The following is a 14,594-nucleotide window of genomic DNA, read 5'->3' on the forward strand; positions in this document are numbered from 1 at the left end:
TGCTAAGGTCAGAAACACGACTAGCTTCAGGACTTTCTAAGCTCGACTGTGGCAGGTCACCAAAATTACTGGAATCACTAACACCAAGCGATATAGGTGCTTCTACTAATCCATACCCTCCTCCTACTCTGTGATATCCTAATTCTAGATAAGTACGCAGTAATGGATCAATTTGTTCTCTATTTTGAATGTATGCTTGCAATTGCACATCTTGAAATCCCGGATCATTCCTGAATAATTGTGAAATGCCCACTCTTATGTTCTGAAAGTAATTTCTATCTCTGTTTGGGAGGCCTCTTCCAAGAAAATCGCGTATTATATTTATGATATTCTGCACTTGCCCAATATGATTTTCGTTTAGAACTCGATTAATATCACTAGCATTTTCTAATGTCCATAAACCACAATTCCAACCATCTGTTTGCTGACGAACAGAAACATTATTAATCCTGATATTATTTCCTAAGTTATTTTGAATGATATCGGTAATACCACCTGGAACAGCAGTAGCAGTTGAATCAGCATAGTACCCAACATAGTTCCCATTTTGACGTTCAATCACTAGTGTAACCCAATGAGTATTATTTAAAGTAATTATTAAAGTTAAACGCTGTTGTTCTTCATTTTCCCTAAATTGATTTAATACTCTAACAATGTGCTCGTTACCGTCATTCCTTGCCAAATTAGCTACTTCAAAAGTGTGATTACCTTCAGTACGAAGCTGATATCGCAATCTTCCAGCGTGAGCTATATCAATTTGTTGAAGCCAGTAATCATAATGTCCATTTCTCGTCGCAAATTCTAGTGTAAGCAGATCGTTGACATTTTGTATTTGATTACCATCTCCAAGAAGATTGTTTATTTGTCGTAATATTTGTTCTTGTGATAAATGAGTAGTTGTAGTTCCTTGTGATCCATTATGTGCAATATTATCTGTACCTGACCCTATTCTCCTTAAAACCTCTTCTCTTGTACCCTTGAAGTGACGTATAACATGTACCTCAACCCATTCATCATTACCTCGACTATATAAGAAAGTTGATGGCTGTCTTTCACCTTCATTAACATTTTCCTGAAAATTTCTAAATCTTTCATCTAGATTCCCTATTCCCTCCACTATTTCAGGTCTTCCAGTCTGTTCTGCCCCTAAAACACGACTATGACGATCAATTATATGTACATACAGTTCTTGTGGAATAGTTATAAGTTCTTCCTCTCTTCGTGCATCTCTATTAAATAGAGCATAAGACAAAACCACCTCATTTCCAGAAGTAATAAGCAAATATCCTCTTTGCTTGTTCATAAGTTCTTTTATTCGATCTTTTGCGTTATTCTCCTTTTGTGCTACTTCTTCTGCATTACCAGCAAATCTTAATATATATCCAATTGGATGAGTATCTAGATCATTCTCTGTAGGTTGTCTTAATAATAAAAGGTCTAATCTCTGTTCTGTAATTCTTGTGAGTATTACCCTTTCTCCTTCTTCTTCCTGACCCCTTTTCAAACTATATGTTTGACCAATTTTATACATAGTAATCACTTTATAAGGATTATCACTAGCATAAAATGTACCATGTAGTATAGAACGAAATTTATCCTCACTATTAACATTTATTGCATCCATAAGTGGCATCAATGCTCCAGAGATCTCTTGAAATAGTTCTCTATGCTGACCTACATTTTGCCAGCCATCATTCATAACTTGATTCAAAGTGTTATGTACATTTTCAGCATTAGGCACTTGTACAAGATCACCAGCAAGAAAATTATTTGCATTATTATTTTGGTAATCGTGATACAAACCAAGGTCATTTGGTTGATCAATATCTAGCTCAAATTGGTCATTAAGTGTGAATGAAACTTTCCATACATGAACATCATTCCCATCAATATTGAGAGTTTGTAAATTGATAGCTTCTTGTTGTACATCATCATTAATTCTGATATTAAATATAACTATATCAGAACCTTGAGCATGAAAGACCATGGTTAAAGCATGATCCCCATCATCATATCTAAGTATATACTTTGCTATAGGTACCTCTACTTCTTCTTCACCTTCTAGTTGTAAATGATGTATATCAAAAGCACTACTCCCAAAAGCAAAACCAGTTATACAATCAAATATTCTGTTATAATTCTCTGCATTCCTTGGTATTTCATTAGGAAGGTGTTGAAGCAAGAAATCTCTAATATTTTCTCTAATTCCTTCATTCTCCAAACACTCAAATAATCTTTGTACTAAAGGAAATCTATCCTGTTGAAGTTCTACTATATCAACACTAAAGGGATCTAGATTTAAATTAAAATTTAATCCAACACAGACAGTATTTCTTGATTCAGTATGAATAGGTATAAATGAAGAAGTGTGTAACCTTCCAGCGTAGCCTATGGCACAGTTTAATGCAACATCTGACGGTGTATCAAATATAGCAAGATTAATAACAATAGGAATATTTTCTCTTTCTGCTTGATGACGTACAAGAAATGCAACATGTGAGTTTCTAGGAGATAAGTCAAGGTCAATGCCTATTGCGTAGTGATGACTAAAATTTGCTAAGAAACCTAATAAAAACCCGTGACTCTCAAACTTTTGACTGCGATTTTCAATATTATTTTCTATCTGCGCTCTATAATTATTATAGGTATCAGTTATATATTCTAAAATATCTTCTCGGAGAGAATCTCTTACATCTTGTCTTTGGTTGCTTGCTAGCATTTCTATAAAATCGCCAATTCTTTGTTGACTAGGTTCGACTCGTGCAAAATTGATCAACCTATCAAGCTGTTCACACTGATTTCGATTGAGTTGTCTCCTTTCTATTTACTTAATTGTTAATCTGTGATCTTCTAAGAGCTGTCTAATAAGATTAATTTCAGATGCTGAATATTTGCCAAATTTATCTCTACCTCTAAGATCTTTTTCACGAATCACCTCGAATACTGTTGCAATTGCTTCTCCCTGACTCTTGCCCTTTCCATGCATGCATACTTTGTATTGCTCAAAATTTAGGTCTTCTTCCCTTAAATTTGGATTTTGCCCTCTAATCTCTCGCACTAGAGCATTTCTTTCCCTTGTACTGAACCTTAACCCATCACTATTAGGACGATCAGAAATACTGTAGCATCTGACAACTTGCTGTCCGTCACGATAAACAGCAACTTTTAGGTTTCCCGTATCTCGATTTTCACCATTACGTGGATTAACACCATGGTTATCAAAACGAAAATAGACTTTTTCACTTGGATCTAAAATACCTTCATCATGCGCAGTAGCAAACATACTAAAAAGAATACAGGAAGGAAACAACCTGCACTTACATGATACAAGAAAGATGGACATTGATCTAAAAAAGATTCAAACCTTTGTCTGAAGCCTTCAAGATCTCCATCCACTAAACTCCTAATAAGTCCATCACCATTATTCATATAAGATACCCTTCTATTTTCTACGGCTAGAGACACCACTCATACTAGGAGCTTCAAACTTGGACTGCGGACCATCACCAGAACCATCAAGTGGCAAAGATGTTTTCTTACTACCATGAGCTTGAGATTGCGTCCGTAAATCATACCTAGGGCCATCACCTACAGGACCAGGTGGTAAAATTGTTTTCTCTAACTCAGAGAATAATTCTTCTGCAAACAGACCGTAATCTACATTTACTCTTTTACCTTCTCTACCACACAATCTAAGGTTTTTTATTATCTTTTCCTTAAAGAACTCAAATCTCTCAGGAAAGCTATTTTTAGCAAATAACATCATATCTAGTATTTCTTTTTTCTCTATTTCTTTTTCCTCATCAGACTTATAAATGTCTTCTCGTTTCCAGTTAACTATCAATTCTGCAAGTACACCCTTTATAGGAATTCTACCATTCGAAGTATCAATAATAGCAGTCTTTTTGTATTCATCCAAGCTGTCACACTCCCAAATTTTCATAATAACAGACCTAGCTTGAGCACTTGACTCAGGATTTTTCAACATCACATCTGAAAGTGAGGAAAGAAGAAGCTCATAGTCTCGCTGTGAGAATATTTTGTCCGAACAGTCTCCTCCTGCTGGAACGCCTTTATAACACCAGCACTGTACCAAATCATGAACCGTATCAAAAAAACATGACTCTATTAATTCAGCAAGAAGGGAATATACTCCCTTATCTTTCTGCAATAATTTCTGTAAAAGAGTATCTTTGTCAGCTATATTCCTTACACAAAAATCTAAAATAGGAGCGTCTTTCTCAACAGATTGAGGACGAGAAAGAGCAATAACAGCTTCTGTAAGCTTCTTTTCTTTATCTTCTTCTTTTAGATGATTATAAAAATACTCTACTCCTTCACTCCATTTAAGTTTTACAGCACTGTCAAAACCTTCTACTGCATCATACTCCTTTAATTCCCCAGACTCTCTATTGATCCAGAAATCAAAAATACGACCATTCCTCTTTATCGTATCTAGCAGGGAGTTTCGTACGTATTTGTCAATTTCAGTTTCAGTTTTGCCATCAAATTTACCAGGAGGAAATTTGCTCTTGAGAAATTCGAATCTTTTTTGAAAGAACGGAAGAATTTTTTCTACCACACAGTAACTAGAAGCCATCTCATTCTGCGAAGTGGATTATCGATTTCTCCTATTTTCTCTTCAGTCAATCTTGTACCTAAAACATCATTATTTAACCTTGTACCTCACCAACAACCTTCATCTTGGAATACATTGTGCAAAAACTGCAGCTTATCATCCTTAAAAAATTTAATATTCTCTATATAGGTTTCCGCCCACCTTTTAATAGCTAACTTCCTTCCAGAAGCAATTTCAGAATCTGTATGTTTTATAACATCTTGTAGCTTTTTAAGTACTGCAGCATGACGATCTGTCTTCCTTGGCATTTTACCCTCCCATTAAATATTAATAGTATTATGTAAAAGGGGCATTATACAGACATTAGAATGGATTGCAATATTAAAATTACTAGAATAGAGGGTTTAATAAAAAAACGTTATGGCTAAAACTTCTTTTCTTGAATTTTCTCAATATAATCAACAGAGAGGCCAGTATCTTCAGCGATAACATCTGTTCACCTTTTTTTCGCCGATTAGGATTGTATATTAAATCAAAGTCGCAAGACTATAATGAGCAAGGAGTGATACTGTCAATTGGATTGATTGATAGAAATCGTAGGCATCTCAGTACACTCCTAGCTTTAAAAAATGGAGTACGAACGGTAGGAGGATCTAAAAGATCGAATCACAATCCTGTACAGCATTTACATTATTATTTGATTATATTTATAGGTACAAAAATGGCTAGAACAGTTTTTGTGGGTATTGATGTTTCAAAAGAAACACTTGATATCTCAATCAACAATAAACATCAGCGTATAGAAAATGCAGAGAGAGCTATATCTGAGTTTATAAAGTCGAAAATGGCTAACGTATTTGTTAAGTTATGTGTAGTAGAATCCACAGGAGGTTATGAGAAACTTGTAATAAAATTGTTACAAGAACATAACATAGCTGTTCACAGAGCTCACCCAAATCGGGTATGCATTTGCAAAAGCCTGCAACCACTTTGCAAAAACAGATAAATTAGATGCAAAATTACTAGAAAAATATGCTGAATTTATCACAAAAAATGACGAAGTAATAGAATACATAGTTTCACAAAAGCAAGAAGAACTAAAAGAGCTAAGAGCAGTTGAGCGCAATCTAAACGATGAAGTTCATGCAAATAAGTGTCGTTTGCATAAGGTTACAGGAAAAGCCAGGGAATATATAGAAAAACAGATAGAATTTGCAAAAAAACAATTAGAGCAAATTAGGCAAGACATAGAAGATATAATAAACTCTGATCCTGATTTGAAGGAAAAAAGCAAACTGCTAACTAGCTATAAAGGTGTTGGACGGAAAACCGCAAGTATCCTACTCATAGAGGTACCTGAACTTGGTAGGTTAGATAATAAGGAAATAGCTTGTCTAGTTGGAGTTGCACCAAAAACTAGTGAAAGCGGAAGGAAAGTGAGCAAGGCCCAAGTCATAGGTGGCAGATTTTATGCTCGAAAAGCATTATACATGTCTGCTGTGGTTGCAATGCGTCATAATAAAAAAATGAAAGTATTTTACCAGCGTTTAGTTGACTCTGGCAAAGTCGCTTTAGTTGCTGTAATGAGAAAAATCATCATTTGTTTAAATGCTATGATAAAAAACAATAATTTTTATCTTGATGTTTAAGACGGTAGATTCCTTACATCATAGAGGCACTGCCATTATAGAGTGAACCAGTGTCTGGGCACTGGGATGACAAAAAAAGGAGCACTGGGATGACATCATAGGGGCGCTGGAATGACACCATCACAGAGTGAACCAGCGTCATACACACATCCCTTTGGTGACAATGTTTGTTGATGCAAGATTATACCTTGAAACAATTAAGTTTTAATGCTATTAAATCGTTGTAAATTTTGTCTCTGTGGTAGCTTTATGAATGTTGAAAGTAAGAAAATACATGATACTAAAATAAAATTACCAATATTTCTTGATTATCAATCTACTACTAAAGTGGATCCCCGTGTTTTGGAGGTAATGATACCTTATTTTGGTGAGTTCAGTAATGCACACTCTCGCAGCCATTCATTTGGTTGGACTGCTGAAGAAGCAGTGGAAAAAGCAAGGAAACACATCGCTGATCTGGTGAACGCAGATAGCAAAGAAATTATCTTTACCTCAGGTGCAACTGAGTCAAATAATACAGCAATCAAGGGCATTGCTCACTTTTACAAAAATAAAGGAAATCATATAATAACTGTCTGCACGGAGCATAAGTGTGTTCTGGATTCTTGTCGGCATCTGGAAAATGAAGGCTTTAAAGTTACATATTTGCCTGTTAAGCAAAACGGAATTATAGATTTATCAAAGCTTGAGGAAGCAATTACTGATAAAACAATCCTGGTTTCAGTGATGATGGTAAATAATGAAATCGGGGTAATTCAGCCTGTAAAGGAGATTGGTAAAATATGCAGAAAGCATAATATATTTTTCCATACAGATGCAGCTCAAAGCTTTGGGAAAGTTCCAATTGATGTTAATGAGATGTGCATTGATCTTATGAGTCTCTCTAGCCACAAAATTTATGGACCTATGGGAATAGGCGCATTATATGTCCGTAGAAAGAATCCTCGTGTTAGGCTGATACCATTGATTAGTGGTGGTGGACAAGAAAGAGGTATGCGTTCTGGAACAGTTCCAACACCTCTTGCAGTTGGTTTTGGTGAAGCGGCACGTATTGCTAAAGAAGAAATGGAAACAGAAGCAAGCAAATTGGAAGGACTGAGAGATATTTTGTACAATAAGATAAAAGAAGCATTTCCTGATATCGTTTTAAATGGTGATTATGAAAATAGAATTCCTGGCAACCTAAACTTGAGCTTTCCCTATGTTGAGGGTGAGTCTCTCATCATGGCAATCAAGGATTTAGCAGTAAGTTCTGGTTCTGCGTGCACGTCTGCGTCTCTTGAGCCTTCCTATGTCATACGGTCGCTAAATAATGGCCACGACCTTGAGCATTCATCAATTAGATTTGGCCTAGGCCGATTTACAACTAAAGAAGAAGTTTTGTACGCAGCAGATCTTGTTGCTAAAAATATTGGCCGACTGAGAGAAATGAGCCCACTTTGGGAGATGGTACAAGAAGGAGTAGATTTGAACACCGTGAAATGGGACTTTCATTAAATATATCCATTCAGCCAGTCCAACTGCAAATGCACTTTGAAATTACTCTGTAGTCATTCACACTTAATTCTGCAATTCTTTGATCTCATTCATGGAGAGGCCAGTAAACTTAACAATAGTGTTGATATCAACATTATTAGCCAGCATTGCTTTTGCGACTTCAATTTTCCCTTCCTCTTTACCAATTTTTTTACCTTTTTCAGTAGCAAGATCAAGTCTGTATTCAAGAATGGCTTCTTCTTTGCGTAGATCCATTATTCTTTTTTCGTAAGCTACTAAATCTTTTTCGTTCCAACGAAACTTATCAACATATACATTAACTATAATCTGTATACCGCTACACAGTTAGAAGTATTTTTTGATTTTACAATACAGCTTGAGATTCAATTTTTATAATTTTCTTGTTGACTAGCCAGAAGGTTGTAAGTTGGAAATGTGATATAAAAAGAAGCAAGAAGAAAGATAACTCTATAAAAATGTGGTTATCGCCAGGCTTGAGCAACCGTAAGACGGTAGTATTATAACATACGTAGATATCAAGGTACTCAAGCCTATCCTTCGAGACGTTTGAATAGTTGTTTGGGACATATATATGCACCCGTTTACAATCTTAAATTTTAACTTAAACTCTCGAGGTTCTTTATGGTTACATCTTATCAAAATTTTATTGGCATTGATATCGGAAAACTTGAATTTTTTACTGCAGTTAATGAACAAAAAGGTGTCATCAAATTTGACAATAGTTGTGTTGGTTGGAAACAACTCTACCAAAAATTTTCAAATATCTTGCCCAACTCCATGGTAATTTTAGAAGCTACAGGAGGTTATGAGCTTGGCTTATTGTATTTTCTTATTGATAGAAACATTGCTGTGCATCGTGCTAATACTCGTCAAGTTAAAAACTTCATTCTATCTCATGGAACTTTGGCAAAGACCGACAGTCTTGATGCAAAAGCGCTTGCCCAATATGGTTCTGAGCGTTGTGGACATTTGCAGCTATTTACACCTATCTCAAAAGAACAAACCACCTTGTTTGCACTTTGTCAGCGTCGTGACGATATTACGAAAATGCTTGTTCAAGAGAAGAATAGGCTAAAAACTCCTGGAAATGATTACATTAAGGAAAGTTGTCAACAAGCTATTGAATTCCTCAACAACCAGGTAGAAAAGCTTGATCAAGCTATACAAAAAATAGTCAATGAAAATCCTGAATTGCAACGATGCCAAAAAATTCTTGAAACAGTCCCTGGAATAGGTAGAAAAACCTCTCAATGTTTATTGTGTCTCATACCGGAACTTGGTTCTTTAAATAAAAGGCAAATTGCAAGCCTTGCAGGTGTTGCGCCTCATCCTAAGGAAAGTGGTAAAGCTATTGGCTACCGAAGGATTATAGGTGGAAGAAGTAACGTTCGTTCAAAGCTTTTTACAGCTGCCATGGCTGCTACAAGGTCCAAATCTGCACTTAGTGCCTTTTATTCTAAGCTTATTGAAAGTGGTAAGAAGAAGATGGTGGCTATAACAGCTCTAATGCGTAAAATAATAGTGATTGCTAATGCAAGGCTTAAAGAAGCAGTTAATTTGCATATTTAAAAATTTACATAGCAATAACTGAAATTGGTTAATGAATATGCGCTTTTAATGTGTGTGGACGCGCATATTCATTAACCAATTTCAGTTATTGCTGTGGTGGCTGTTTGATACAAAATTCTGTTTCTATAACAAATGGGTTTTTATTGCCCATATGAAGTTGCAAAATTACAAATAAAAAATTTTTAAAAAAACATAGTTGATATCAGGCTTTTTAGATGGCTCCATTGCAACTACTTTCCTTGAAACACTAGATGTTGGCTGATCTGCAGTCTGCTTTTGTTGTAGAAATACAGTTTCCTTTTTAGCCAAAAACTCTTCTAGATGGCTTTTCACATGAACTAGAAACTCACCAGTTTGTTCAAACTCTGGACAAGCTTCTTTTGCAGATGAGTATAAGGTTTTTGATATTTCAGAGAATTTACCACTTCTTATTTGCCCGGCCACCTTTAAGAATACTTCTACAGGATTAAATTTTAGATTTGTAACTGGTATCCCTGACTCAATAGCAGCACTCTCTAATGCTTGTTCAAATTCTTTTGCAATAGGTAATGCATAAATTTGCGCTTCCTGTTCAGAAATACTCCTTATATCGTTAGAAATATACTTTTGGCCTGTAACTTTTCTTATAAATACATCTAATAAAAGAAGTGTACCATTTGTATCAATACCTTGAGCTGTAATAGCTTTAGAAGGTTGGGAATGCTTCATATCTATAGCTGGCTTGAAAGGAGAAAAGATAAACTTAGAAACACCTTTAACAGCATCCACAATAGTATTAGCAAAAACATTTATCCATGAAGATTTCTGATTCGCACTATTTGCTGCTATCTCAGGTTGATTACTTAAATCTGTAGCAAGAAGCTTACGCAATGAGTGATGATGAGGGTGATCTCCATGGTGATGACGACGCTTACGTTGTACAGGCCTCTTGTTTTGTTTTTCCCTTAAAAAATCCGCTATTTCTGGATTACCAGCTTTATTTGCTATCTCTGGAAGTTTCTCACATCTATAATTTTCAGGACAAATATTAACTCCTTTACTTACAAGTTCTTTTACTAAATTTAGGTACCCAATATAAATAGCCAATTCTAAAGGCCACATATTATTCTTACCTCTATTATTAACATCAGCGCCCATCTCAAGAAGAAAGTAAACAATATAATCTTTTTCGCAATAAAGAGAATAGGTTAAAGCTGTAAAACCACTTTTTTCAGCTTCAATTTCAGCACCCTTGTCGAGAAGATCTTTCACATCATTAAGATTTCCATTCTTTATAGCTTCAAATAAAAGGCTATTATAGTTCTCTCGCTCTCCAGCACTAATACCAGTACTATTATTAAGAATAAGTTTAATTTGATTTATATTATTAACAGCATAGTGCAGTGTTATATCACCTTTAATTAACTCTATTTGAGATACTATAATACCTAAGTTACCACTACTCTCTGCAATTTTTTTTGCAAATACGTAAACCGTGGTATTTCCTGAACCTGTAATATCTGCGGTTATCACTGCTTTTGATCTTTTTTTACTGTTTTCTAAAATTTTCCTATCAATATCGGTTCCTGAGTGATTTAGCTTCATTTGATATGCCATATCTCCTATTATATCAGGCAGAGATTCATCCTGTACTATAATTGTTTTTGTTATTCCATAATGTTCTACTTGAATTACTAAATTTTCAAAACTATCTATTTTAGTGCTTGTAACTGTGCTTCGTTTATCATCAGTTAAAAGCTCTAAGCTGTAATCAGCTTGATGCTCATTTATTTTTAATTGTGCAATATCAGCATCTTTTAGAAATATTATATCTAAATTTTTTTTAGTTCCAAAATATATATTGTTGACTATCTTAGTATCATTACTATCTTTACTAACAACAAATATTGTTTGTTTCAAACCCCTATAATGTATATCCTTTTGATTTACTACCCTAATCTCATAATCTTGATCTTTGCAATGTAAACCGCCTTGAACTACTGAATTACCCTTTGTACTGTTCACATTAATTAACCTTGTACCACAATCGGTATGAACCTCTTGACTGTTGTGAGAATTAGATATATAGTTATAAACATTTGCTAAATGAAGAACGATATCTAAGTCTCCGCTATCACTTGTTTTCCGGCTTATCATCCCGGTATGTAGGTTCGCAAGGATTCGGCCATGTTTTGCATTTATTATTATAGTATTTTTTTTCTCTATTCCACCTGTAAGGTTGCCAAACGTGCTGTGATTAATAACAAAGATGGTTTCATGGTTTTTCGAACCTTTATCATCTACCCTACCTTTTGGAACATGCATCACCGCTGGATAGTTTTCCGCTGCTGTTAACTGATTAGGCCCTGATAGATATAGTATTGGAGAAAGACTACCTCTTTTTATATTAGTAAAAATGAAGGGTTGATCTGGAAGAGTAAAAACTTTTGTGCATTTTCTGTATACCTTGTCAACATTACACTTATATTCGGTTCCTAATAATCCATACCTAGTCTTATAATATTTATCATTCACAATATCAGAACAAGTAGTTTTTTCCTTATAATCCTGTGGTATGCTTACAACTCTTAAACCATCATTTTCGTATTCATACCAAGAGAGGTGAGGAAGATGTTTTTTTGATAAATCAATGAAGTACGCTCGTTTATCATTCAATGACGCTTCACAACTTCTACCTTGATCAATAGAAAAAATTCTAATAAAGTCACAACCAAATTGTGCCAGATCTCGATTCAAAACTAAAGTGTGAGATGTTAAAGGAAGAATTTGACTTACATTTAATGTGGATGAATTAAGTTCTAATCCATAATCGAATTTAAAATCAGGAGAATAGACTTTTTCGAATGCACAAACTTGTTCTACAATAGCTAGTTCTTTAACTTCATTCTTATTACCTGTAAACTTAATTATCTCATCATATTCCATTTCAATTTTATTCACATGCAGCACAACTGCACCTATATCTTGGTTTTTGCTAAGTAGGTCATTTGCTATGATCTTGATGGATAGAAGCTGCTCTTTTAGTATAATGCTATCTTCATATTCTTTTTCTATATTTCTTCCTGTAAAATCTTTGATCACTTTTGCAAAAAATACTTCTGCCTGCTCATCACCAGGTAGCAAGGGTACTTGTTCTGTTATTGCCTTGGTATACTCCATTCTTTCATGAATTTCTACACCAATTGTCATCAATACATCAGCAACCATAGTAACTGATGATATCTTGCCTAAAACTTTGCTTGCAGCAGATAACCCTCTCAAAACCTTAGTAGTAGCACTTATACCCTTCATTGCAGAACTAACTCCTATACTTATAGGCTTTATACTCATGCTTGCTAGCTTTATACCGCTACTAGCTGTCCAATAATAGTTTAATGGGTGATGGTTACCTTTTGCTATTTCATTTATGCTATATCCAAATTGATAAGCAATGGTTGCAAATGTAATGCCTTGAACTACAGGATTATTAATAATTTTAACAAAAGTTTTACGTATATGATCTGGTACTTTACCAATTACCTTCCCCATTGTGCTATCACGAGAAATCTTTGTTATCACCTTGCCATCAGAACGTATATAGCTAGCACTAAGGCTTTCTCTTATGTCATTTATAGCATCCAGTATACTGTTTATACCAAATATTTTTTTCAGAGCATCATTATCATGTCGCCCAAGTGTTGGTACATCACTTATACTGTCAAACAGATCATATATAGCCATGAAGGAGAAAAATTTTCCACTTTTAGCCCCCTTTACTTTTGCTGAATCAAACTTATTGCGATCAAATTCAATTCCATGGCCCTCAAGTTTTTTTTCTACATCGCTAATGTACTCTACAAAAACCTTTTTACCCAGACTGTCAAGATGATTTTTTAATTGGTTAAAAGTATCTTCTCTTACCCCTTTTTGTAACAAACTTTGTTTAACTTCATCTACAACATTATTGTAATCCTGGTCAGTGATTTCAGCATTGCTTATCTCTTCAACATCTTTTTTACTTGCTGATAACTCTAGGCTATGTAATTTACTATGAATCGCTTTTTTTATATTTTCAGCAAAGCTGCTAATTATATTACCAACCTTTACTTTATACCCTCCAGGAATATTCAAATAATGTTTAACGTGCCCTTCTTCTAATTCTTGTGTTGTAGTATACTCTTTATCATCATCTATTCTGAGTTTGATCTCAGAAATTTCCCTATCTAATACATAATTTTCTATGTTTTGTATGCTTGCAATGTCACCTATCACTAATTTTTGATGATTACCGTTATTATCCTTCACTTCCACATATATTTCAACCCCATCAGCAAATACCTGAGTAGAATGTATAGTTATTACTTCTTTATCATAGGCCTCAGCTTCCGTATAAAAGTCTTTAACATCACTATCACTAAAGTAACCCTTTATGTCTATGATATTGAATTCACTATATATATCATCTAGTCTATTTTCGCCTTCCATATAGGAACTAATTTTACTCTTTACTTGGTCAGAATACAATTTATCTTGATCAACATTACCTCCGCTTTTCGATAAGTAATATAAGTCATACGCTACACTAAATAACTGATTACCCTGAACCCTACTTTCTAATGCGCTTAAATGATCCCCATGGACATGATCTTTGTGATCATGAATGAGTGCGCCAATATCAATCAATGCGTTGTAATATGCTTTTTCTTGTAATTCTGTAGATACTTCATTTTTTTGACTCATCAACAATAGCATTTTACTTAGTTTTAAAGACTGCGATGCGTTACTTAACATATCACTCTTATTTACATTGTAAGCAGCAACATTTTCTATTTCTTCATGTCTACTTGGAACCTCATCATTTATTTTACTTTCTAATCCTTTGAGCTTGATCTTCATTATCATTTCATCACTACGTGAGTCTGTGCATGATCCTTTTGTACTTCTTTTCTTTCTATTACCTTGTCCTAAACAACCATCTAAATCTAGCATCTCGATATCATCTAAATCACCTGATAATGATGCATCAATCTCAATATCATCTAAATCACTTGGTTGTAATTCCTTTATATAGTAATCGATAAGATCCTCTACACCAGGATTCTGTCTATTTGTCTGCGCTAAGACTAATTGATGGTCAATAATAGGTTCAATATTCCGATTCCCAGCTACTCTATCGATATTATTTAGTACAACTTGTTGTACTTCCATACTTGATAGACCTTGTTGTAGTGTATCATCTATTGGGTGTAATATTTGATTGGATGACCACATAAGACTGCGTGCACTCCCTTCTGAATTAA

Annotated in this window: 8 protein-coding genes and 2 pseudogenes; 4 read left to right on the forward strand and 6 right to left on the reverse strand. The window is 34.6% G+C overall.

Annotation, left to right across the window (positions count from 1 at the left end; translation table 11 throughout):
- From OM966_RS01710 to OM966_RS07240, 4 genes are all read right to left on the reverse strand, one after another.
- Positions 1–2,776, reverse strand: a 2,776-nt coding sequence (locus tag OM966_RS01710; RefSeq protein ID WP_319604318.1) for a cytoplasmic incompatibility factor CifB, incomplete at its 3' end; no start/stop codon positions are given.
- Between the two features lie 48 nt (positions 2,777–2,824).
- A complete protein-coding gene (locus OM966_RS07235) occupies positions 2,825–3,283 on the reverse strand; it encodes a hypothetical protein (RefSeq protein WP_319604185.1) in 459 nt (152 codons plus the stop codon).
- A 159-nt stretch (positions 3,284–3,442) separates the two neighbouring features.
- Complete coding sequence (locus OM966_RS01715) at positions 3,443–4,600, reverse strand: cytoplasmic incompatibility factor CifA (protein WP_319604183.1); 1,158 nt, start codon at positions 4,598–4,600, stop codon at positions 3,443–3,445.
- An 86-nt stretch (positions 4,601–4,686) separates the two neighbouring features.
- Positions 4,687–4,887, reverse strand: a complete 201-nt coding sequence (locus OM966_RS07240; RefSeq protein WP_319604294.1) for a hypothetical protein — start codon at positions 4,885–4,887, stop codon at positions 4,687–4,689.
- A 413-nt stretch (positions 4,888–5,300) separates the two neighbouring features.
- On the opposite strand from OM966_RS07240, the pseudogene OM966_RS07485 reads away from it, so the two are divergent.
- Both OM966_RS07485 and OM966_RS01730 read left to right on the forward strand, forming a co-directional pair.
- A pseudogene (locus tag OM966_RS07485) lies at positions 5,301–6,228 on the forward strand (IS110 family RNA-guided transposase).
- 249 nt (positions 6,229–6,477) lie between these two features.
- On the forward strand, positions 6,478–7,725 hold the full coding sequence (locus OM966_RS01730; protein ID WP_253309635.1) for an IscS subfamily cysteine desulfurase: 1,248 nt from the start codon (positions 6,478–6,480) through the stop codon (positions 7,723–7,725).
- 63 nt (positions 7,726–7,788) lie between these two features.
- On the opposite strand, the pseudogene OM966_RS01735 reads toward OM966_RS01730, so the two are convergent.
- Positions 7,789–8,034, reverse strand: a pseudogene (locus OM966_RS01735) (Rpn family recombination-promoting nuclease/putative transposase); the annotation flags it as partial.
- 92 nt (positions 8,035–8,126) lie between these two features.
- Here OM966_RS01735 and OM966_RS01740 point away from each other — a divergent pair.
- Both OM966_RS01740 and OM966_RS01745 read left to right on the forward strand, forming a co-directional pair.
- Complete coding sequence (locus tag OM966_RS01740) at positions 8,127–8,249, forward strand: hypothetical protein (protein WP_264328578.1); 123 nt, start codon at positions 8,127–8,129, stop codon at positions 8,247–8,249.
- Between the two features lie 118 nt (positions 8,250–8,367).
- Positions 8,368–9,315: an IS110 family transposase gene (locus OM966_RS01745; protein ID WP_264328356.1), complete on the forward strand. Its 948-nt coding sequence runs from the start codon at positions 8,368–8,370 to the stop codon at positions 9,313–9,315.
- A 165-nt stretch (positions 9,316–9,480) separates the two neighbouring features.
- Here OM966_RS01745 and OM966_RS01750 read toward each other — a convergent pair whose 3' ends face one another.
- Positions 9,481–14,565 carry an ankyrin repeat domain-containing protein gene (locus OM966_RS01750; RefSeq protein WP_264328579.1) on the reverse strand — a complete coding sequence of 1,695 codons (5,085 nt, stop codon included), beginning with the start codon at positions 14,563–14,565 and terminating at the stop codon, positions 9,481–9,483.
- Between the last annotated feature and the right edge of the window lie 29 nt (positions 14,566–14,594).

Source organism: Wolbachia endosymbiont (group A) of Andrena hattorfiana, assembly GCF_947179565.1.
Lineage (GTDB): Bacteria > Pseudomonadota > Alphaproteobacteria > Rickettsiales > Anaplasmataceae > Wolbachia.